General features: G+C 57.2%; 19 protein-coding genes, 1 tRNA gene and 1 riboswitch. Of the genes, 9 read left to right on the top strand and 11 right to left on the bottom strand.

What is annotated here, in order from left to right:
* Positions 1-2 precede the first annotated feature (2 nt).
* Both cobW and ACR0AD_RS06720 read right to left on the bottom strand, forming a co-directional pair.
* Positions 3-1,058 (bottom strand): cobalamin biosynthesis protein CobW, encoded by a 1,056-nt coding sequence (gene cobW, locus ACR0AD_RS06725; protein ID WP_209597013.1) that lies wholly within the window; start codon positions 1,056-1,058, stop codon positions 3-5.
* 4 nt (positions 1,059-1,062) lie between these two features.
* Complete coding sequence (locus tag ACR0AD_RS06720; RefSeq protein WP_480484221.1) at positions 1,063-1,437, bottom strand: DUF1636 family protein; 375 nt, start codon at positions 1,435-1,437, stop codon at positions 1,063-1,065.
* A 94-nt stretch (positions 1,438-1,531) separates the two neighbouring features.
* A riboswitch (cobalamin riboswitch) is annotated at positions 1,532-1,736 on the bottom strand.
* Between the two features lie 102 nt (positions 1,737-1,838).
* Here ACR0AD_RS06720 and ACR0AD_RS06715 point away from each other — a divergent pair.
* Positions 1,839-2,834 (top strand): NAD(P)-dependent oxidoreductase, encoded by a 996-nt coding sequence (locus ACR0AD_RS06715; protein ID WP_480484275.1) that lies wholly within the window; start codon positions 1,839-1,841, stop codon positions 2,832-2,834.
* Positions 2,835-3,012: 178 nt separating this feature from the next.
* Here ACR0AD_RS06715 and ACR0AD_RS06710 read toward each other — a convergent pair.
* A tRNA-Cys gene (locus tag ACR0AD_RS06710) sits at positions 3,013-3,086 on the bottom strand.
* Positions 3,087-3,310: 224 nt separating this feature from the next.
* Between ACR0AD_RS06710 and ACR0AD_RS06705 the strand changes: the two genes are divergently transcribed.
* The 3 genes from ACR0AD_RS06705 to ACR0AD_RS06695 all read left to right on the top strand — a co-directional run bounded on the left by ACR0AD_RS06705 (position 3,311) and on the right by ACR0AD_RS06695 (position 6,339).
* Positions 3,311-3,964, top strand: coding sequence for a protein-L-isoaspartate O-methyltransferase family protein (locus ACR0AD_RS06705; protein ID WP_480484220.1), 654 nt, complete (start codon positions 3,311-3,313; stop codon positions 3,962-3,964).
* Between the two features lie 94 nt (positions 3,965-4,058).
* Positions 4,059-5,477 (top strand): TolC family outer membrane protein, encoded by a 1,419-nt coding sequence (locus tag ACR0AD_RS06700; RefSeq protein ID WP_209503355.1) that lies wholly within the window; start codon positions 4,059-4,061, stop codon positions 5,475-5,477.
* Positions 5,478-5,550: 73 nt separating this feature from the next.
* Positions 5,551-6,339 (top strand): hypothetical protein, encoded by a 789-nt coding sequence (locus tag ACR0AD_RS06695; protein WP_209596939.1) that lies wholly within the window; start codon positions 5,551-5,553, stop codon positions 6,337-6,339.
* Positions 6,340-6,342: 3 nt separating this feature from the next.
* On the opposite strand, the gene ACR0AD_RS06690 is transcribed toward ACR0AD_RS06695, so the two are convergent.
* Both ACR0AD_RS06690 and ACR0AD_RS06685 read right to left on the bottom strand, forming a co-directional pair.
* Entirely contained in the window at positions 6,343-7,800 is a 1,458-nt protein-coding gene (locus tag ACR0AD_RS06690; protein ID WP_480484219.1) for a cobyric acid synthase, read from the bottom strand.
* 156 nt (positions 7,801-7,956) lie between these two features.
* A complete protein-coding gene (locus tag ACR0AD_RS06685) occupies positions 7,957-8,277 on the bottom strand; it encodes a DUF6280 family protein (protein ID WP_037310273.1) in 321 nt (106 codons plus the stop codon).
* Between the two features lie 219 nt (positions 8,278-8,496).
* On the opposite strand from ACR0AD_RS06685, the gene efp reads away from it, so the two are divergent.
* Complete coding sequence (gene efp / locus ACR0AD_RS06680) at positions 8,497-9,060, top strand: elongation factor P (protein ID WP_480485198.1); 564 nt, start codon at positions 8,497-8,499, stop codon at positions 9,058-9,060.
* Positions 9,061-9,113: 53 nt separating this feature from the next.
* On the opposite strand, the gene ACR0AD_RS06675 is transcribed toward efp, so the two are convergent.
* A complete protein-coding gene (locus tag ACR0AD_RS06675; RefSeq protein ID WP_480484218.1) occupies positions 9,114-10,055 on the bottom strand; it encodes an ABC transporter transmembrane domain-containing protein in 942 nt (313 codons plus the stop codon).
* 106 nt (positions 10,056-10,161) lie between these two features.
* Positions 10,162-10,905 (bottom strand): CAF17-like 4Fe-4S cluster assembly/insertion protein YgfZ, encoded by a 744-nt coding sequence (gene ygfZ / locus ACR0AD_RS06670; RefSeq protein ID WP_480485200.1) that lies wholly within the window; start codon positions 10,903-10,905, stop codon positions 10,162-10,164.
* Positions 10,906-10,978: 73 nt separating this feature from the next.
* Between ygfZ and ACR0AD_RS06665 the strand changes: the two genes are divergently transcribed.
* Positions 10,979-11,653, top strand: a complete 675-nt coding sequence (locus ACR0AD_RS06665; RefSeq protein ID WP_480485201.1) for a TIGR04283 family arsenosugar biosynthesis glycosyltransferase — start codon at positions 10,979-10,981, stop codon at positions 11,651-11,653.
* A gap of 1,007 nt (positions 11,654-12,660) precedes the next feature.
* Positions 12,661-13,500, top strand: a complete 840-nt coding sequence (locus ACR0AD_RS06660) for an EamA family transporter (RefSeq protein ID WP_480476789.1) — start codon at positions 12,661-12,663, stop codon at positions 13,498-13,500.
* 28 nt (positions 13,501-13,528) lie between these two features.
* On the opposite strand, the gene ACR0AD_RS06655 is transcribed toward ACR0AD_RS06660, so the two are convergent.
* The 3 genes from ACR0AD_RS06655 to parE all read right to left on the bottom strand — a co-directional run bounded on the left by ACR0AD_RS06655 (position 13,529) and on the right by parE (position 17,478).
* Positions 13,529-14,500, bottom strand: a complete 972-nt coding sequence (locus tag ACR0AD_RS06655) for a UDP-glucuronic acid decarboxylase family protein (protein WP_480485203.1) — start codon at positions 14,498-14,500, stop codon at positions 13,529-13,531.
* Positions 14,501-14,831: 331 nt separating this feature from the next.
* Entirely contained in the window at positions 14,832-15,527 is a 696-nt protein-coding gene (locus tag ACR0AD_RS06650) for a hypothetical protein (protein ID WP_480485205.1), read from the bottom strand.
* Positions 15,520-17,478 carry a DNA topoisomerase IV subunit B gene (gene parE, locus ACR0AD_RS06645; protein WP_480485207.1) on the bottom strand — a complete coding sequence of 653 codons (1,959 nt, stop codon included), beginning with the start codon at positions 17,476-17,478 and terminating at the stop codon, positions 15,520-15,522. The genes ACR0AD_RS06650 and parE overlap by 8 nt, the downstream gene beginning before the upstream one ends.
* A 152-nt stretch (positions 17,479-17,630) precedes the next feature.
* Between parE and ACR0AD_RS06640 the strand changes: the two genes are divergently transcribed.
* Positions 17,631-18,239 (top strand): carboxymuconolactone decarboxylase family protein, encoded by a 609-nt coding sequence (locus ACR0AD_RS06640; RefSeq protein WP_480485209.1) that lies wholly within the window; start codon positions 17,631-17,633, stop codon positions 18,237-18,239.
* Between the two features lie 70 nt (positions 18,240-18,309).
* On the opposite strand, the gene ACR0AD_RS06635 is transcribed toward ACR0AD_RS06640, so the two are convergent.
* Entirely contained in the window at positions 18,310-19,188 is an 879-nt protein-coding gene (locus tag ACR0AD_RS06635) for an alpha/beta fold hydrolase (protein WP_480484210.1), read from the bottom strand.
* A gap of 121 nt (positions 19,189-19,309) precedes the next feature.
* On the opposite strand from ACR0AD_RS06635, the gene ppk2 reads away from it, so the two are divergent.
* Positions 19,310-20,233 carry a polyphosphate kinase 2 gene (ppk2, locus tag ACR0AD_RS06630; protein WP_480484209.1) on the top strand — a complete coding sequence of 308 codons (924 nt, stop codon included), beginning with the start codon at positions 19,310-19,312 and terminating at the stop codon, positions 20,231-20,233.
* Positions 20,234-20,248: the final 15 nt, after the last annotated feature.

Here is a 20,248-nt window from a genome sequence, read left to right as displayed (position 1 = left end):
ACTTACTCGGCAACCTCGGTCACACCCACGAGGATATCACGGATCTCGGCCTCTTTGATGTCGTCATGCTCGGCAATCACGACCAGGCGCGAGCGGCGCTCTTCACCGGGCTCCCACGGGCGGTCGTATTGGTGACGAACCCGCGCGCCGACAGCCTGAACCAGCAGGCGCATCGGTTTGCCTGTGACGGCGGCATAGCCTTTGACGCGCAGGATATTCAGCTCAGATGCAAGACGTTCAATCCTGGCTACCAGTTCCGCCGGGTCGGTCTGTTCCGGTAACTCGACGATGATGCTTTCGAAATCGTCATGCTCATGATCGTGATGGCCATCGTGATGAGACGGGCGGGCATCCATATCATCTTCGGCGGCAGCCTCAAGGCCAAGCACGACACGTACGTCGACGACACCCTCGGCGACCTCAACAACGGGAAGCGGGCGCGGCGCCTCGGCGGCGATGATCTGTTTAGCTTTCGCGACACCTTCGGGACCTGCCAGATCGGGCTTGGTCAGCAGGATGATATCCGCACATGAGATCTGATCCTCGAACACCTCGGACAAGGGTGTTTCGTGATCGATCGAGTCATCAGCCAGCCGTTGGGCATCCACCGCTTCAACGTTCGGAGCAAAGCGACCGGCGGCCACAGCCTCGGCATCGGCCAGCGCAATCACGCCATCAACGGTGATTTTCGAACGGATATCAGGCCAATCAAATGCTTTCAGCAGCGGTTTGGGTAGTGCAAGGCCGGATGTTTCGATCAGGATGTGATCCGGGCGCGGTTCCAGCGCCATCAGCGCCTCGATGGTCGGGATGAAGTCATCGGCCACGGTGCAGCAAATGCAGCCGTTTGCCAGTTCCATGATGTTTTCCGCAGGGCAATCCGGTATCGCGCAGGATTTCAGAATGTCGCCATCAACACCCACATCGCCAAACTCGTTAACAACAATCGCAAGACGCTTTCCCTGCGGGTTCTGCATCAGATGGCGCACCAGCGTGGTTTTGCCCGAGCCCAGAAAGCCGGTGATCACGGTGACGGGAAGTTTTTCTAGGTTCGACATGATCTCAACCTCCAATCGGGGGAATGCGCGAGGCGCAGTTTTTGCGGAAATGTTCAGGACGGTCGCGCCACTTCACCAGACCATCGTCTGTGGCCAGATACTTGGTCACACCATCGATGATGACATCGACGTGATCGACTTCGTTCAGGTTCTCGTAAACAAAGGTCCAGCGATCCGGCCCGCCCCGAAGAACGATGGAACAGCCCTGATCGCAGTTCGAAAGGCATTCGACAGGTTTCAGAATGATGCCATCTGGCAGGGCAGCCTGTTCCAAGGCCTTGTGCAACAATGTGCCGGGACGCTCAGCATCATCCTCGAAGGGCAGACCCCGGCGGCAAGTCGTGCAGACCAGTAATTCTACCGGTGCGGTCTCGGTCATGTCTCTCATCCCCCCAAATCCTCTTCGCGGGGGACGGGGTTTCATGCGGGCACCACGTCTGCACATGGACCCGACACCGGAACACCCCGCCCGGTTTCAACTTCGGGTGTTGGCAGGTCTCCCGGCTTGCGGATGCCAGAGCGGTTGCTCTGTCGGATGTCCCGCCTTCCCGGCACAGGCCAGTGGCATTGGGCATCCTCTCCGGTCACGGTCGCGGGGGCGGCTGCGTTTGGCGGATGAACCGTTGACGCATTCCCTTTTCATCGGCTGTTGCCGACACCAACGTCCGGGACATGCGGCACCGCCGACCCGCTTGTCAAGCGGTTCGCGCGCAACAAATAAGCCAAGGTGAAAAAAGCGACCTGTAGGCGTCGTTCGGCGGCATGAAGTGCGTGTTCGGTATGTGGTCGCATGACGGGAAAACGACGAACTTGGAGATGCGTCATATGAAAGTGGGATTTATCGGTCTGGGTAACGTTGGCGGCAAGCTTTCGGGATCCCTTTTGCGCAATGGCATTGACCTGACTGTGCATGACCTGAACGCAGATCTGGTGGCCGAATTTGTCGCCAAAGGCGCAAAGGCGGCAGAAGGGCCCGCCCAGCTGATGCGCGATTGCGATGCGGTGATCACCTGTCTGCCGTCTCCGGCAGCATCGGACGCAGTCATGAAGGAGATGTTGCCCGAAGTGGGCCCCGGCAAGATCTGGATGGAGATGTCGACCACAGACGAAGCCGAAGTCAAACGCCTCGGTGCCGAAGTCATTTCACGCGGCGGTGCAGCTGTGGATTGCCCGGTTTCTGGCGGGTGCCACCGTGCCGCGACGGGCAATATCTCGATCTTTGCGGGCTGTGACCGGGAAACGTTTGAACGAATTCTGCCGTTCCTGACGACAATGGGCCGCCGGGTTTTGCACACCGGCGAGCTGGGCTCGGCCTCGGTGCTGAAAGTGATGACCAACTATCTTGCCACTGCCAACCTGATTACCTGCGCCGAAGCACTGGTTACAGCAAAGGCTGCGGGGATGGATCTGAACACGACCTATGAGGCGATCAAAATCTCGTCCGGCACATCCTTCGTGCACGAAACCGAAAGTCAGGTCATCCTGAACGGGTCGCGCGATATTTCCTTCACCATGGATCTGGTGAAGAAGGATATCGGTTTGTTTCAGGAGGTCGCCGACCGCGCCGGGGTGCCGCTGGAAATAAACCCGGTGATGATCAACATCTTTAACGATGGTATCGCACGATATGGCGAACGCGAGCTTTCACCAAATATTATCAAACGGCTGGAAGAGGCAACCGGCCTGGATATCACCGCCCCGGGCTTTCCAGCCGAAATGACGGATGATGAACCGGAAGAGCCGGGATACGAGGTTGTGCCACAAGGGCGCGCCTGAGGGTAGGGCAAACACCAGACTACATCGCGCCCCGTGAACGAGCAGGGGTAGGCAGGTGTTCCGAAAAAACACGCCATATCTGGCCCGCAGTTCGACAGAATCGCGGGCCATGAACGTCTGAAAATACCAAGCGTCACACGCGCATACTGCGGGGCCAAGTCAGCGATTTGGATGTAGTTGGAGGCGAGTACCGGAATCGAACCGGTGTACACGGATTTGCAATCCGCTGCGTCACCACTCCGCCAACTCGCCTTTTCAAGTAAAATCAAATACTTGCTGTGGTGTGACTGGGTTTTTAACAGCTTTCCTCTGGGGCGTCCAGTGGATTGCGCGCGAAATTGCCGGCAAGATCGAAATTTGCCGAAGTCCACGCCCAAGGAGTTGATCAAGATTCAGGTTGCGGCAACAGGGGCGTTGCTGGAAGGTTCAGGATATGGCACAAGCCGGACATCTTTGGGAATGAGACGAGATATCCAATGACTGACTTCGCAGCCCGGCGCCGCACAATGGTTGATACACAGATCCGCCCCTCTGACGTCACCAAGTTCCCGATCATTGAGGCGATGCTGAGTGTTCCGCGGGAAAGCTTCGTGCCCGATTCTCAACGCGAGGCGGCCTATGTGGACGGCCTGATTGATCTGGGGGACGGGCGCAGCATGTTGGAGCCGCGGACCCTGGCTAAAATGCTGGACGCGCTGAACATATCCAAGGATGAGATGGTCCTCGATATCGCTCCGGCAATGGGGTATTCCACGGCTGTCACCGCGCGGATGGCTGAGTTGGTTGTGGGTGTTGAATGCGACGAAACCCTTGCAGCCGAGGCGCAAAACCTCTTGGCCGAAGCTGACGTGCACAACGCCATCATCCACGTTGGCGCGCTGGAACAGGGTGTGGCGGAACACGGCCCCTATGATGCGATCATGGTGCAGGGCGGTGTCGAGCAGGTGCCCGATGCCCTGTTGGATCAGCTCAAGGACCACGGTCGGATCGTGTGTCTGTTTGTCAAGGGCAACCTGGGTACCGTGCGGATCGGTCGAAAAACCGGTGGTCGCGTCAGTTGGCGTGATGTGTTCAATGCCAATGCGCCGGTTCTGGAAGGTTTTTCGGCAGAGTGTGCATTTTCGCTATAGTCCGCCGATAGATTTTTCTATCGCCTTGATTAGTTGAAAAGAAGGCCGCAAACTGCCTGTAGGGCAGTGTAATTTCGTTTGAGAGGATTTTGGTATGCGTGGTTCGGCGACAGGTAAGCTGGTCAGGGCGTTTGCTGTGACCGCAGGACTTGCCATGAGCGTGATGCCAGGGCGTGCAGCGTGGGCAGACAACATAACGGATGCGTTCATCGGTGCGTATAACACCAGTGGTTTGCTTGAGCAGAACCGGGCGTTGCTGCGCGCGGCGGATGAAGATGTGGCCATTGCGCTTTCTGCGTTGCGGCCAATCATCAACTGGACCGTGCAGGTCAGCCAGGATTACACCCGTTCGCGGGTCAATAACGTCGTGACGACAAACGAGCCGTCGCGGTTCTTTTCGGGCCTGACGCTGAGCCAGCTTTTATATGATGGCGGCGCGTCGGTGCTGGGCAAGCAGTCGGCGCAGGAAACGGTACTATCGACCCGGCAAACCCTGATCGATATCGAACAACAGGTTCTTATCCGCGCAGCAAATGCCTATCTGGGCGTCCTGTTGCAGGAAGAGACCGTGGCGATCCGCCAGAACAACGTGGATGTGTCAGCAGAGGAACTTAGGGCGTCGAATGACCGCTTCGAAGTGGGCGAAGTAACCCGGACGGATGTCGCATTGTCCGAAGCACAGCTGGCAAGCTCTCAGGCGGATCTGGCAGTGGCACGCGGTGAATTGAGCATTGCGCAAGCCGAATACGTGAATGCAGTCGGAAAGGCACCGGGGCGAACGGCTGGTCAGCCGAGCCTGCCCAATCTGCCGCGTTCCGAAGCAGAAGCTGTGAATCTGGCGCAACGCAACCACCCGGCCATTCTATCGGCTCAGCATCAGGTCAGGGCGTTTGATCTGGTCGTGCAGCAACAGCGGGCAAACCTTGGGCCGAATGTCAGCCTGAATGCCGATGCTGGCGTGTCCGAGCGCTATGACAACAATGACTATGTGAACGACGCGACCGTGTCGCTGAACTTCACACAACCTATCTACGCGGGTGGCCGGTTGGCGGCAAATGTCCGCCGCGCAATGGCCAGCCGGGATGCCTCGCGTGCGAATCTGCTGAACGTTCAAAAGAACATCACGCAGGGTGTTACCGACCGGTATGCGGCGTTTCAGGCGGCCAGCGCCAGTCTGAGGGCGTCAACCGAGCGCGTTAACGCCTCGCAGGTGGCGTTTGATGGCATCCGGGAAGAGGCAACTCTGGGCGCGCGAACAACTCTGGATGTATTGAATGCACAACAGGATTTGCTGGATGCACAGCTGGCAGAAGTCGCTTCGCGCACCGAACGGTCGCGGGCTGCCTATCAGTTGTTGCAGGCGCAGGGCCTTCTGACAGCCGAGCGTCTTGGGCTGGCGGTGCAAATCTATGATCCGACTTTGTATTACAATCTGGTCAAGAATGCGCCGGCACAGGTCAGTAAGCAAAGCAAGGATCTGGATCGCGTTCTCAAAGCATTGCGCCGGGACTGATCGCCAATACTATCTGTTGTGAGGCGCGGATTGTTTGGCTACACTCGATCCAAGGATAGAGCGGTAGAGAACAATGTCTGATAATGTCGTGAAAGCAGGGATCGAAGACGTTCTGTCTTCGGTCAAACGTCTGGTCAGTGAAGACAGTCGTGATAAAACCGTCTCGGATCAAACGACTAAAGCACGAAAGCCGGGGCGGCTGGTGCTTACTGATGCTTTGCGGATCAGCACACCAGATCAATTGGGGGTGATTCCCGCTAAAGCTGTGTCGGAACCCGAAGTTTCAGATGCCGCCAAGCCCATGTTGTTGCGCACCTGTGACATCGTTCAGACGGGTCAACCTGCGAACGCTGACCAGGACAAGCCAGAAACAGCCGAGACGAAACACGCCCCGTCGGATGATGCAACAAACAGCCTGAGTGCAAAGATCGAAGCGCTGGAAGCGGCAATTGCGCAAACAGAAGATCAGTGGGAACCGGACGGTGACAGCCAGGATGCGTATTCGGGCACACCGTCACACGCGCTGCCATGGGATGTCGAAGAAGAATTTGCCGCTGCGATGTCGATTGATGCTGCCGGTGGTGACGAACCAGAGGCGGTTCAGCAGGCCGAAGACGCATCTTGTCAGGCGGAATTCATCCGGTCGTCTCAGGCTGTTGTGTCTGATGCTGATGCCGAAGAACCTGGTTCCGACGAAAATGTCAGGACGATCGACATGGATGAAGACGCTCTGCGCACCCTGATCGCAGAGGTTGTCCGCGCCGAGCTGCAAGGAACGATGGGTGAGCGGATTACACGAAATGTGCGCAAGATGGTCAGGCGAGAGATCGCCCGCGCTCTTGCGGCTCAGGATCTGGAGTAACTCTCAGCCACGGTGCGGGGGCTGCGCGAGGCTGAGCAGCAGGTCAAGGTCCATGTGGCGCTCCAGATGATCGGCCAGATCGTCCAGCGCTTGCTCGACGCCGTCCTCATAGGACAGGTCCGAGGTCACGCCTATCGTTGACAAATACCGCGCCCGGAATGCGTCGGACGAAAAGATACCGTGCAGATAACTTCCCTTGATCCGCCCGTTTGCGCTGGCCGCGCCTTCAGGGCGGCCTTCGACCTCAAGCCATGCATTGGTGCAATCCGGCCCGTCTGTATGGCCCATGTGGATTTCGTATCCGGTGACTGGCTCTCGGTCCGGCAACGCATGGGCCGTACGCAGGACAACTTGCTTTTGTCCTCCCATGACTGTGTCCACATCCAGCAACCCCAACCCGTCGACCTTACCCGGTCGACCGTCTACGCCATCGGGGTCGGAAATGGTCTTGCCCAGCATCTGAAAGCCACCGCAAAGACCCAGCACATGCCCGCCGCGCCGGACATGACCAAACAGGTCGATGTCCCAGCCTTGTGCACGGAAATAGGCCAGATCTCCGATGGTTGACTTGCTGCCCGGTAGCAAAACCAGATCGGCATCGCCCGGCAAAGGGTGTCCGGCCGGAATGATCTCGACGCTCACTCCGGGTTCGGCAGACAAGGGATCAAGGTCGTCGAAATTCGCCATCCGTTCAAGTTGTGGCACAACAACCTTGCATGTGCCGCCTGTGTGAGAACGGATGTCCATCATATCTTCGGCCGGAAGCTTCCAGGCGTCTTGAAACCATGGCACAACCCCCAGACAGGGCCATCCCGTTCGAGAGGCGATATCATCGCGCCCTTCGTCAAAAAGGGATACATCCCCCTTGAACCGATTGACGGCAAAGCCCTGAATTCGAGCAAGATCGCCGTCATCCAGAACCGCCTGAGTGCCAACAATTTGTGCAATCACACCGCCGCGGTGAATGTCGCCGACAAGTATCACCGGAATATTCGCAGCGCAGGCAAAACCCATATTGGCGATGTCACCCTTGCGCAGGTTTGTTTCGGCCGGGCTGCCCGCCCCTTCGATCAGAACCAGATCCGCGTCGCTGCACAATCGGTCAAAGCTTTCCAATGCGGCGCTTAGCAGTCTGGATTTATCCTTGCGGTAATCACCGGCTTTCATGGTGCCCGCGCGCTGCCCCTGAACAATGATCTGCGCGCCGGTATCTGTTTCGGGTTTCAGCAATACAGGGTTCATATCGGTATGTGTCGCCCGCCTTGCCGCCCGTGCCTGAAGGGCCTGCGCGCGACCGATTTCCCCACCGTTTTCCGTAACAGCAGCATTGTTCGACATGTTCTGCGGCTTGAAGGGCGCAACCCGAAGACCTCGCCGTGTGAAAGCTCGCGCAAGCCCTGCCACCAGAACGGATTTTCCGACATTGCTGCCGGTACCTTGAATCATGATGGCGCGAACCATGGATTGTCTCCTACCTGTCAAGGCGCAGATGACCTGATTTGGGCGGGCAGGGGAAGCCCCGAACTCACCCTGACGCCCGGGATAGTGGTGGGATACGCATAGAAAAACGCGCTCTGATGGCAGAGCGCGTTTTTTCTGAGTTGAAACAGCCTTGGATCAGGCAGCTTCAGCCTGCTGAGCGGCATTGCGACGCTCGCTTTCTTCACGCGACAGCGCGACCGAGGTCCGCACGCCACGGCCAACGAACTCCATCAGTCCGCTGACAACCCGCTCGTTCGGGTCGATTCCCGCGCAAGACAGCACTTCGCGTCCATCGCGCGAGCGCGCCCAACGGGCGATTTGTTCCGGGCCATTGCCATACTTCTTGTCATCGGCAATGGCGTCATCGAGTGCGGCCAACACAACGGCCGCGAAAAGTTTGCGAGCACGATTGCCTTGTTCGTTGTTAAAGGCAGTGCCGTCAACGAAATCTCTCATCTCGTCTTCCTTGTTTTTCTTGCTCTTGCAATTTTCGGCGTGACGGTCCTTATGACCGATAAAGTGCGATTCGGATACAGCTAATATGCATAGTTGCGTTGCGTCACTTGCATATCTCGCTGCACGTGCAGCACTAGGTTTGGTTGTCTTGTCAGGTATGTTCCCGCCAGATATAGGAGGCGCAACTGACGCATCAACCGTTTGTGAAGGAATTATGTAATGCCCAAGGTAAATGGGAACGAAATTCGCCCCGGCAATGTGCTTGAGCATAACGACGGCCTTTGGGCCGCGGTCAAGGTTGACCATGTGAAGCCCGGAAAAGGCGGCGCTTTCGCGCAGGTCGAGCTGCGCAACCTGCGCAATGGTTCGAAACTGAACGAACGGTTCCGCTCGGCTGACAAGGTTGAGCGTGTGCGCCTTGAACAGAAGGATCAGCAGTTCTTGTATGAAACCGATGGCATGCTGGTCTTCATGGATGCCGAAACATACGAACAGATTGAATTGCCAGCGGATTTGCTGGGCGAGCGTCGTCCGTTCCTTCAGGATGGCATGACGATTGTTGTCGAATTCTACGAAAGTGAAGCGCTGAACGCGACGCTGCCGCAGAAAGTGACCTGCAAGATTGTCGAAACTGAGCCGGTCGTAAAAGGTCAGACCGCCGCGAACTCGTTCAAGCCTGCAATTCTGGACAATGGCGTGAAAGTCATGGTGCCGCCGTTCATCGGTCAGGATGAAATGATCATCGTGAACACCGAAACGATGGAATACTCCGAACGCGCGTGACGTTTCGTCGCTTTTAGTGTCAGACCGCGCAAGCAGCCGCTGCGCGGTCTTTTTTATGCACTGTTGCGGTACCGGTAATGCGCGGGGTCCGGGCCGAATAGTTCTAGCATCAGCTCGTATTTGATGCGGTTGGCACTGACTTGTCTGTAAAAGGCGATCAGGAACGCGGTCGGGCCCTGTATCCGGCCAAGCCCGCTGGTCGCGGCCACCACCGTGCCGACGTCGGTCTTACCTTGCAGCACCAGATAACCGCCCAACATCAGAATACCCACGGTTCCGGCGCCGTTGATTACGCTCAGGAGAAACTTGGCCGAAAGCTTCCAAAGAAACATGCGCCGCCTTGTGTCATAGATGTCGTCGAACAGGGCATTGATATCCCGCTCGACGGCATCGATATCCTCGGTGGTCAGCCTATCAGTGGCGCTGCGCAAAAGGCGGACGCGTTCGGCGACAAACGTGTTCACTTTGCGTTGCGACACCAGAACGATAATGATCTGCGGCACAATCATGGAAAACGCGATAAGGCCAAGGCCTGGCTGCGTTGAGGATATGTACCCGATCACGCTGACCAGCGTTCCAACCTGAACCACCGGGTCCGAGAACGCGCCCCCTGCGAACTTGCCCAGCTCCTCAGCCTCGGCTGAGATGGCGGTCGTCATGGTACCTTTGCGCAGATTTTCACCCGTTTCCTTCAGGTCGGTAGCACGCCACAGCAAGCGTTGCCGGATCAGCCGGATCATGTCTTCGCCCAATGTACCCGCGCGAAAACCCAGAACCCATTTCAGGGCGAGGCTTAGCAGGATGACAATCATCATGCCGATGCCCAGCAGAACCAGCTTTTCGACATGAAGATCGTTGGACGTAAGGTGGTTGACAATATCGCGTTGAAATTCAAGCGGAACCGCGGCAAGCGCAGCAATGGCAATGGATAACAGAATGAGGACAATCTGCCGTCCGGCGCTGGCGCGCCAAATCGCGGAGTAAAGCTGAAACATGCGGGTATCCGTGTTGCCCCTGTGCCGACACATTGGCAGGGCTGGGTAACGGGTTCAAACTTTACGAGATAAACGGCGGATAAGGCCGTGCCGATTTGGCAACAAGTTACGCTTGATCCGTCAAGCGAACCACGATGTCTCCGGCCATCATGTCTGCATTCGCACGGTCAAAGCGCAGATACGCGATCCCGTGTCCGCCTGATTGCGTGAACAGGGTGCCGACGGGTTTGCCGTTTGCGGCAATCTCAGTCCCCACCGGAACTGAGCCTTCGACAAAGACCAGCCGCAAGCCTTTGCGCAATTCTGTCTTGTGTTTCATGCGCGCAGTCACTTCCTGACCGACATAGCAACCCTTTTTGAAATCCACACCATTCAGCGCTTCAAAACTGGATTCGAGGATATAGCTGTCTGGCGTCAGTTCGACCCCAGTCTCGGGGATGCAGTGTCGAACGCGCAGCGCGTCCCAGTCGGTTCCGTCATCGCCTTCTGGGGCTGTCGAATAGTCACGCCATCCCATATCCGGGTGACGGGGGTCGGGCAGGGCGGTGTCCGGTGCTGGACCTGTGCCGCGTTGCAGATGTAGATCCGTGCCTTCGATCACTACATCCGCCCGGAGTTTGTACATGCTCAAGCGCTTGATCAGGTCATTTGCAAAAGGCTCGGCCACGTCCAGCAGCACTCCACCGTCATCGCGTTTCAGAAAGAAATCTGCCAGATACTTGCCCTGTGGAGTAAGCAACGCCGTATAAACAAGCCCATTGCTCAACCCCCGAACGTCATTGGTGACGAGGTCCTGCAAAAAGTCTTCGGTGTCCGAGCCGGTCAGGCGCAGGATGCGGCGGGTGAGCATGGCTTGGTCCTCGTCATTGCCTTTGGCCTCGTGATATAGGAAGTCCCGCAGCCAAGACCAGAGGTTATCGGACGTGCCCGCACCCGTCACTGTAGTGATTCCAACCTTGAATGCCGCCGGTTCCTTGCCTGCGTGCCTTGAGGCCCTGATGGAAGGGGTGCATTCCGGGCTGATCAGGGACCTGATCGTCAGCGATGCAGGCTCAACAGACCAGACGTTGAGAATTGCAGAAGATGTTGGCGCGCTTGTTCTGAAAGGTGAGCCGTCGCGCGGTGGTCAATTGCGCCGGGGGTGCGCGCAGGCTGATGGTGAATGGTTGTTAATCCTTCATGCAGACACCTTGTTGCAGCCGGGGTGGGCCGAGAGCGTAAGCGCCCATCTACCCTCCAACGCACCAGCTGCGTTTCGGTTGGCTTTTCGCGCGCGTGGGTTTGCGCCGACTTGGGTGGCCGGATGGGCCAATTTGCGCAGCAGGCTGTTCGGTTTGCCGTACGGAGATCAGGGGTTGCTGGTTCCGCGTGATGTCTATCTGGCGGCTGGTGGGTATCCGGACCAACCCTTGATGGAAGATGTAGCGCTGGTGCGCGCATTGCCACGAATCGCATTACTCGAGTCGCGCGCCTCTACGAGCGCGGAGCGCTATGAACAGGCAGGTTGGACTCGACGGGGCATGCGGAACTTGTGGACACTTCTGCGCTACTTTCTGGGGGTTGATCCACAGGTGTTGGCGCGGGGGTATCGACGTTGAGCTTCGTGCGCAATTCGACCAAAGATTTTCCCAGTCGAAACGGGGCCGCAAAGCTAACAAGACAAAGCGCCACGATTTGCAGAACCAGAATATGGGCATTGGCCTGCAGGTACTCCCATTCGTCCTTCAACTTGCCGACCTGCTGGATCAGATCGTCATAGCTTTGTGCCAGGATCTGATAATCTCCGGCAATCGCGGGTACCTTACGGCGCATGTTGTCGATGGCCACCTGAGTTTTGTCGTCCAGAGACGTGAAAACGAGGAACTGGTCGATATCGAAAGCATCAGCTTTTGCCGTCATATCCCGCAGCTCGTCCATTTCATCTTTGCCCTGACTTCCGAACAGGAAGTGCAGGCCCTGCAGGGGGGCCACTTCGTTGGTTACGGCGATGAACAGGGGCAATTCCGAGTTGCTGGCAGTTGATGCCGACAGGAATTCAACCTTGTCGCAAAGCACTGCCGTATCAGGATCGTAAGCAGGGTCGCAGAAACGCAGACGAAACCGTGCGGCATCCCGGTCGAATGCCAATGTTGCGGCGTAGGCCACATCAATCTGGCGATCCAGTCGCGAACTGTCCGACGTGTAAAGCCCCGCCAGAACAGCCACCAATGCGCCGATGCCACCCAGCACGACCCAGACCAGATCGGCCAGTTTCCATGCCCTGTGCCCTGCTGGCTTGCGGAACAAAAAGGCGGTGCCGATCGATCCTGACAGAAAAAACAGGATTAGCAGGGGCAATTGGTTGTCTGTCACAAAACTCATGTGCCCGATCTTAGAACGTGATGCGCGTCCTGCAACCGGGATCACGTGCTGTTGTAACTTCTTACCGGGCACAAGGGTGCGGGACGAGACCGGAAACGGCTTGCGGACACGTCCCCAACAGTGGCGGTAATTTGACCACTGGAATCCGGCTTGACAAAAATCCCGGTTTTGGCAGACACCACGCCCAAGTGAAATGGGGCCAAAGACCCTTTTTACGCACGATTTCTGCGGGAAAGGTTCGGGTATGACCCTGTTCGTCATTCTGATTATTCTGTCGGCGGCGCTGCTGCATGCCGTATGGAATGCCATCGTGAAAACGGCAGCGGACCGCACCACCATGCTGGGTCTGGTCGCGTTGGGTCAGGTCTTGCCGGCGGCGGTAATGGTGATGGTCCTGCCGTTGCCGAACACGCAGAGCTTTGTCTATATCCTGCTCTCGACCGTCGTGCATTTCGGCTATTACTTCATGCTGGGCAAGGCCTACCAGCATGGCGATCTGAGTGTGGTTTACCCCATAGCACGCGGGATTGTTCCGGCACTGGTCTCGCTTTGGGCGATGGCGCTGGTGGGCGAAGTTCTGCCCTGGCAGGCCTGGGGTGGGATCGCCTTGATCGCGGTTGGCATTCAGCTGAGCAGCTGGGCGGCGCTGCGTTCGGGCGTCGGGCGCAGCGCGCTGGGATTTGCGCTGGGAACCGGGTTCTGCATTTCGATCTATTCGGTGGTTGACGGGATTGGGGTGCGGCTGTCAGGCAATACGCTCAGCTATTGGGTGTGGGGGGCCTTTCTGCACCTGTTCATTGCAGGGTTTATCGGGGTCAGGAAACGCACCACCCTGAAAGACCTGCCAGTCAGAATATGGATGACGGGCCTTTTGGGTGGGCTGGTTTCGATGACAGCTTACGGACTGGTGCTTTACGCCAAGAACTTTGCGCCGCTTGGGGCGGTTTCGGCCCTGCGGGAAACCTCGGTCATCTTTGCGGCGCTTATCGGGTTCATTTTCCTGAAGGAAGGCAACTGGATGCGACGCCTGGGCGCCGCGGTCCTCATGGCGATTGGCGTCGCGCTGATCGGCACGGCGGTCTGATCCGGTCCCCGAGCCATGGCGAGACGCGTTATCCGGCTGCGCCTTCTGACTGAAGCGTCCGGAAATACCGGATCGTTGCGTCCAACCCTTCCTTCAGCTGTACTGTGGGTTCCCAGTTCAGCAGGGTCCGCGCCAGCGTGATATCGGGCTGACGTTGTTTCGGATCGTCCTCGGGCAACTCTTTGAAACTGATAGGGGTTTCCGCGCCAACAAGCGCCTGCACCTCGCTGGCCAGCTCGTTCATCGAGAATTCGTTGGGATTGCCCAGATTAACGGGGCCGGTGACGTCCTTGCCTGTGTCCATCAGGCGGATGAACCCTTCGATCAGATCATCCACGTAGCAGAATGACCGGGTCTGCGTGCCGTCGCCAAAGATCGTGATCGGCTCGCCCGTCAGGGCCTGCATGATGAAGTTCGACACAACGCGCCCATCGGCGGGGTGCATTCGGGGGCCGTAGGTGTTGAAGATGCGGGCGACCTTGATCTCCAACCCCATCTGCCGGTGGTAATCAAAGAACAACGTCTCGGCACACCGCTTGCCCTCGTCATAGCACGAGCGCGGCCCAACCGGGTTCACGTTGCCCCAATAGTCTTCGGTCTGCGGATGGATCGTCGGGTCACCGTAGACCTCAGACGTTGAGGCCTGAAAGATCTTGCATTTCAGGCGTTTCGCCAGACCCAGCATGTTGATCGCGCCATGCACGCTGGTCTTGGTCGTCTGCACCGGGTCGTGTTGATAATGCACGGGTGAGGCGGGACAGGCGAGGTTATAGATCTCGTCCACTTCCACAAACAGCGGGAAGGTCACATCGTGGCGCATGAACTCGAACCGCGGGTTGCTGTGCAGATGGTCGATATTGCGCTTGGTGCCGGTGAACAGGTTGTCGACGCACAAAACCTCATGCCCCTGATCCAGAAGCCGGTCGCACAGATGCGAGCCCAGAAACCCGGCCCCACCGGTTACGAGAACACGTTTTCGACTGTCATAAAGGCGGGCCATTGCAAATCCTTAATCGTTATATCCAAGCCAGCTTGCCACGGGGAAGCCGGGTCTTGGTTTGATTAGTAAACCGAAGGGATTTGAATTGCAGTAGATTTTGGTTTTTTGAGGGCGCGTATGGTGTTGTGGTGTCTTCCGCCCAGTCAATGCTTGATGCGAGGCATCAAGCACGCGCCCGACCCGCCCCCCAGGGGGGGGCGAGGTTTGTGATAACCTAGTTTACGTGTTCGCCCCCAACCTCAACCCAGGAAACTTAATGGGTAAGAGCCACCCATCCTATCCTTGTTACGTGGCCGATAGATGGACTTGGCTTCAGTCCCAACCTCGACTTTCAAAAGAAAGTAATTTGTATCACACGTGCAAAAAGATCGCCACTTGGTATAACGATCAAAAGGTATCCTACCATGGCTAAAAAATTACATAAAAGTAGAGAGATTCTACGGTTTCGAACTCCCCTAATATAGTAGTCAATAACCAATGCCCTGATCATCCCTTCAAAACGAGATAGTGTCTCGGTGAAGTGCACCCTATCGCCATAGACCTTCTTTGAACTTTCGAATCCCTTACCTCCTACGAGTATTTTGAAGTCTTCCCATTGGTCCAAATGATCTTCCCCATAAATTGAAAAGGCGCCTTCTTTGCAAATCTCGTCATAGATGTCCTCATAGTTCCTGAAAGTGAAGTTTCTTTTTGCAAACTCGAGGTAACCAGCTTGGTTGGTTGAGCGCGACATGACTCTTGGTCTTCGCAGCAAATAGATAGCATATGCAATGCCAACAAAAATCATTCCAAAGTAAACAAAACGTACCCGCGAACCGGGTGCAATTACGAAGGTAGTTTTTTCGTTGCCGACAAGTGTGGAAAAGTCAGCGCTTTCTATGAAATGGTCGTTAAAAATAATAAGATAACCAAAAACTGGTATTAAGAAGAAACTCTTTGTCATGGGGCCATCTAACAGCCAAACGAAATTATCCCATCTAAGGTTCTTCCAACGAACTTTGCCGTCCTTGACTTTTCCATCAAACATCCAACTCCTCCACAAACCGCGCGTTCTCCTGAATGTACTGGAACCGCAGTTCGGGCTTCTTGCCCATCAGACGCTCGACAAGGTCACCGGTTTCGCCGGGTTCGTCCTCGTCAATGGTGACCCGGATCAATTTCCGGGATTTGGGGTCCATCGTGGTCTCTTTCAGGTCCTTGGCGTCCATCTCGCCCAGACCCTTAAAGCGGGACACGTCGATCTTACCCTTGCCGCCCAGACCTTTCTTCAGCCATTCGTCGCGCTCGGCCTCGTCCAGACAGTAGACGCGTTTGGCACCCTGCGTCAGGCGGTACAAAGGCGGGCAGGCCAGGTACAGGTGGCCCGCGTCAATCATCGGGCGCATCTGGGTAAAGAAGAATGTCATCAGCAAGGACGCGATATGCGCCCCGTCCACATCCGCGTCGGTCATGATGATGACCTTGTCATAGCGTAGGTCGTCAACGTTGAACTTGGTGCCAAGCCCGACACCCAGCGCTTGGGTCAGGTCGTTGATCTCGGCATTGGTGCCCAGCTTGGAACTGGCCGCACCCAGCACGTTCAGGATCTTGCCGCGCAGGGGCAGCAGGGCCTGCGTTTTGCGGTCACGACCCATCTTGGCCGAGCCGCCCGCAGAATCGCCTTCGACGATGAATAATTCGGTGCCGTCGCGTGTTGAACTGGAACAGTCCACCAGCTTGCCGGGAAGACGAAGTTTCTTAGTGGCGGACTTGCGTTGTGTTTCCTTCTCGGCCCGACGGCGCAGGCGTTCTTCGGCCCTCAGGATGAGGAAGTCGAGGATCGCGCCGGCGGATTTCGTATCAGCCGCCAGCCAGTTGTCGAAATGGTCGCGAACCGCGTTTTCGACCAGCCGCTGCGCCTCGACCGTGGCCAGACGGTCTTTGGTCTGGCCCACGAATTCCGGCTCGCGGATAAAGCACGACACCAGCGCGCAGCCACCTGTCAGCAGGTCGTCGCGGGTGATTTGCGCGGCCTTTTTGTTGTTGATCAACTCGCCATAGGCCTTGATCCCCTTGAGGATCGCAGCCCAGAAACCGGCCACATGGGTGCCGCCTTCGGGGGTGGGAACGGTGTTACAATAGGATTGGATGAACCCGTCACGCGACGGTGTCCAGTTGATCGCCCATTCGACCTTGCCGGGGGTGCCGAATTTCTCGTTGAAATCGACGGTGCCCGCAAAGGGTTGCTCGGCATAGGTAGACGAGCCGTTCATCGTCTCTTTCAGGTAATCCGACAGGCCGCCGGGAAAGTGGAACGAGGCCTCAAGCGGGGTCTCGCCGTCATCGATGGCGGTTTTCCAGCGGATTTCGACGCCCGAGAACAGATAGGCCTTGGAGCGGATGGACTTGAACAGCCGCGCGGGTTTGAACTTGTGATGGCCAAAGATGTCCGGGTCGGCGTGGAAGGTCACCGTTGTGCCGCGCCGGTTCGGGGCCGCGCCAACCTTTTCGACCGGGCCAAGTGGGATACCGCGCGAGAAACGTTGTTCATATAGCTGCTTGTCCCGCGCCACCTGCACGACCATCGAATCAGACAGCGCGTTCACCACCGACGCACCAACCCCGTGCAAGCCGCCCGAGGTCTGATAGGCCTTGCCCGAGAACTTGCCACCCGCGTGCAGGGTACACAGGATCACCTCCAACGCGGACTTGCCCGGAAATTTCGGATGCGGGTCGATCGGGATACCGCGCCCGTTGTCACGGACGGTCAGGGCGTAGTCGGAATGCAGCTCGACCTCGATCCGGTTGGCATGGCCTGCCACCGCCTCGTCCATCGAGTTGTCGAGGATCTCGGCCAACATATGGTGCAGCGCACGCTCATCCGTGCCGCCAATATACATGCCGGGGCGTTTGCGAACCGGTTCCAGCCCTTCGAGCACCTCGATCGAGGAGGCGTCATAGGTAGAAGTGGCGCTGGGCGTCAACAGATCTTCGGGCATGGGTGCTGCTCTTGTTTTTGGGTTTCCGCCATTATGGCAGGTGATGTGGTCCGGGGGAAGAGGGACGCGAGGTGTTGTGCGTTTTCTGTCAAGCCGCTTGCAATCCGTGCAGATAACCAGTCCTTTGATCCCGGTATAGCGGAGGTGAATAAATGAGCTGGATCAGAACCGTTCCGTTCGAAGACGCGACCGGAAAGTTGAAGAAACTCTATGAACGCGTGACCGGGCCGAACAATAACGTAGACAACATCATGATGGCACACAGCCTTCGCCCGCACTCGATGGAAGGCCATATGGCCATGTACAAGGCAGTGCTGCATCATTCTGGCAACAAGATACCGAAATGGTTTCTGGAAGTGCTGGGGGTTTGGGTCAGCTCACTGAACCGGTGCGGGTATTGCGTCGAGCATCACTTTGCAGGTCTTCAGCGCTTGCTGGGTGATACGGTGCGTGGCAACGCGATCAGGGCAGCGATTGAGGCGCGCGATCCCTCGGCTGCACCGCTGGATAAGGCGCAAATGGCTGCGATGGATTATGCCCGCAAGTTGACCGAAGCGCCGGGCGATCTGGTCGAGGCGGATGTCAGCGCCCTGCGCGACGCGGGGTGGGATGATGGCGAAATCCTAGAGATCAATCAGGTTTGCTCCTACTTTTCATATGCAAACCGGACGGTTCTGGGGCTTGGGTGCTCAACCGATGGTGATGAGTTGGGGTTGTCGCCGAACAACTCTGACAACCCTGACGATTGGGGGCACCGGTAAGGTGCTAAAGATGTCGTTGGCGCTGCGACAAAGGCTGCCTGGCTTGCCGTTGCGCGCGGGCGGGGCCTGATTACGTCAGGCCAGTCCATTCCAGAATGGCCTGTGCCACGGCCCGCGGGTTTTGATGATGCAACCAATGATCGGTCCCAGGGATCGTGACACGGGTGAGGTGGGTGGCAAACGCCTCCAGCCCCTCAGTGGCTTCTGGTAAAAGGGCTTTGTCATCCGGCCCCCAAATCAACAAGTGCGGACACCTGACATGCAACCGGTCGAGCGGCAGGTCAGGCAGGTCTGTCGCGGGGACACCGGGTTTGGCGACAACCAACGGAGAGGCTCTGTACCAGTTCAGCATCGCCTGCAGCCGACCGGGTCGGGCCCATTCAGTGCGGTAGTCGGCCATGCGAGCTTCGGTCAACCAGTCCAGCCCCATACCATGGCGAAAGAACTGTTCCAGCATCGCAAAGTTGTTTTCGGACAGTTTTTGTGCGGCATCGGGTGCTCGCAGCAGATTGATATATTGCGAGGCTGTGGATTGTGCGCCACCTGAGGCCATGGCGCGTTGAAACGGCACCGGATGTACGCCGTTTGCAATGATTAACCGATCAACGAGTTCCGGGCGGAACATGGCAACGCCATAAGCCACCGATGCGCCCCAGTCGTGACCCAGCAGCGCAACTGGCGCGCCGCAGGTTTCAATCAGTGCGGCCATGTCTGTGACCAGTTGCGACAGGGTATAGTTCTGCACCCCTTCGGGACACCAGCTTTGGCCATAACCGCGCTGGTCCGGAGCAATACAATAAAAGCGTTCTGCCAGATGAGGCGCAAGATCGGCCCAGGCACCGCTGTATTCGGGGAAACCATGCAGCATCAATAATGGTGGCGCGGCTTTGTCGCCCCATGTCCTGACGTGGAAAGAATGGCCGTTCAGCTTGAAAAAAGACGTCTGCATTGGAACAAGGGATCCGCGCTGGAAATCATGGGTTTTTGAGGCATCTATTTGACACCAATCAAAGCGCATTTCCGAGCTTTCTGCTAGCCACCCTTCAGGACAGTAGAAAAGGACAGGATGTATGGACGCCATTGCCACGACCAACGCAGAACCCACCCAGATCAAGACCACGCTCACCAAAGACACCGACCCTTCAGCGCCCAGCCCCGAGAAAATCCGGCAGGCGTTTGAAAGTGGGAAATACCCCTATGGCCGCAAAATGGCCCGGTCGGTGTATGAGACGCAAAAAGCCAATCTGCAGGCCGAGCTTTTGAAGGTTCAGCTGTGGGCGCAGGAAACGGGGCAGCGGTTTGTCTTGTTGTTCGAAGGGCGCGATGCCGCCGGCAAAGGGGGTACGATCAAGCGGTTCATGGAGCACCTGAACCCGCGTCAGGCCCGTGTCGTTGCATTGAACAAACCCACCTGGGAAGAGAAAGGCCAGTGGTACTACCAGCGCTACATTCAAGAGATGCCGACCGTGGGCGAGATGGTGTTCTATGACCGGTCCTGGTACAACCGCGCGGGTGTGGAGCGGGTCATGGGGTTCTGCACGCCCAACGAATATCTTGAGTTCATGCGGCAAACGCCCGAGTTGGAACGGATGTTGGTGCGCTCGGGCATTCAGCTATACAAATACTGGTTCTCGGTTACACAGCAAGAGCAGCAACGCCGTTTCAAAAGCCGTGAAACCGACCCCTTAAAGCAATGGAAACTGTCGCCCATCGACAAGGCGAGCCTCAGCAAGTGGGATGATTATACCGAGGCGAAAGAAGCCATGTTCTTTTACACGGATACGGCTGACGCACCCTGGACGATTATCAAGTCAAATGACAAGAAACGCGCACGCCTGAACTGCATGCGTCACTTCCTGTCCTCGCTGGATTACCCTGGCAAGGATCACGATATCGTGTGCGAGCCTGATCCGCTGATCGTAGGGCAGGCGCATCACGTTATTCACCGGTCCGAGCATATTCTGGGCACCGCGTTGCATCCCGACGCCCGCTGAGCATCAAAATGCCCG

The organism is Ruegeria sp. BH8, from assembly GCF_056538065.1.
The sequence above is the reverse complement of the archived record's forward strand: the minus strand, read 5'-3'. Positions and strand labels throughout refer to the sequence as shown.

What these genes read in the sequence shown, in the direction of transcription:
- ACR0AD_RS06715 (WP_480484275.1), top strand. Translation starts at nt 1,839, where the DNA reads ATGTGGTCGCATGACGGGAAAACGACGAACTTGGAGATGCGTCATATG.
- ACR0AD_RS06685 (WP_037310273.1), bottom strand. Translation starts at nt 8,277, where the DNA reads ATGAGAGATTTCGTTGACGGCACTGCCTTTAACAACGAACAAGGCAAT.
- ppk2 (WP_480484209.1), top strand. Translation starts at nt 19,310, where the DNA reads ATGGACGCCATTGCCACGACCAACGCAGAACCCACCCAGATCAAGACC.
- ACR0AD_RS06690 (WP_480484219.1), bottom strand. Translation starts at nt 7,800, where the DNA reads ATGGTTCGCGCCATCATGATTCAAGGTACCGGCAGCAATGTCGGAAAA.
- ACR0AD_RS06695 (WP_209596939.1), top strand. Translation starts at nt 5,551, where the DNA reads ATGTCTGATAATGTCGTGAAAGCAGGGATCGAAGACGTTCTGTCTTCG.
- ACR0AD_RS06650 (WP_480485205.1), bottom strand. Translation starts at nt 15,527, where the DNA reads ATGTTTGATGGAAAAGTCAAGGACGGCAAAGTTCGTTGGAAGAACCTT.
- ygfZ (WP_480485200.1), bottom strand. Translation starts at nt 10,905, where the DNA reads ATGCTCACCCGCCGCATCCTGCGCCTGACCGGCTCGGACACCGAAGAC.
- ACR0AD_RS06675 (WP_480484218.1), bottom strand. Translation starts at nt 10,055, where the DNA reads ATGTTTCAGCTTTACTCCGCGATTTGGCGCGCCAGCGCCGGACGGCAG.
- ACR0AD_RS06700 (WP_209503355.1), top strand. Translation starts at nt 4,059, where the DNA reads ATGCGTGGTTCGGCGACAGGTAAGCTGGTCAGGGCGTTTGCTGTGACC.
- ACR0AD_RS06655 (WP_480485203.1), bottom strand. Translation starts at nt 14,500, where the DNA reads ATGGCCCGCCTTTATGACAGTCGAAAACGTGTTCTCGTAACCGGTGGG.
- ACR0AD_RS06720 (WP_480484221.1), bottom strand. Translation starts at nt 1,437, where the DNA reads ATGACCGAGACCGCACCGGTAGAATTACTGGTCTGCACGACTTGCCGC.
- ACR0AD_RS06640 (WP_480485209.1), top strand. Translation starts at nt 17,631, where the DNA reads ATGAGCTGGATCAGAACCGTTCCGTTCGAAGACGCGACCGGAAAGTTG.
- ACR0AD_RS06705 (WP_480484220.1), top strand. Translation starts at nt 3,311, where the DNA reads ATGACTGACTTCGCAGCCCGGCGCCGCACAATGGTTGATACACAGATC.
- ACR0AD_RS06660 (WP_480476789.1), top strand. Translation starts at nt 12,661, where the DNA reads ATGACCCTGTTCGTCATTCTGATTATTCTGTCGGCGGCGCTGCTGCAT.
- parE (WP_480485207.1), bottom strand. Translation starts at nt 17,478, where the DNA reads ATGCCCGAAGATCTGTTGACGCCCAGCGCCACTTCTACCTATGACGCC.
- cobW (WP_209597013.1), bottom strand. Translation starts at nt 1,058, where the DNA reads ATGTCGAACCTAGAAAAACTTCCCGTCACCGTGATCACCGGCTTTCTG.
- efp (WP_480485198.1), top strand. Translation starts at nt 8,497, where the DNA reads ATGCCCAAGGTAAATGGGAACGAAATTCGCCCCGGCAATGTGCTTGAG.
- ACR0AD_RS06635 (WP_480484210.1), bottom strand. Translation starts at nt 19,188, where the DNA reads ATGCAGACGTCTTTTTTCAAGCTGAACGGCCATTCTTTCCACGTCAGG.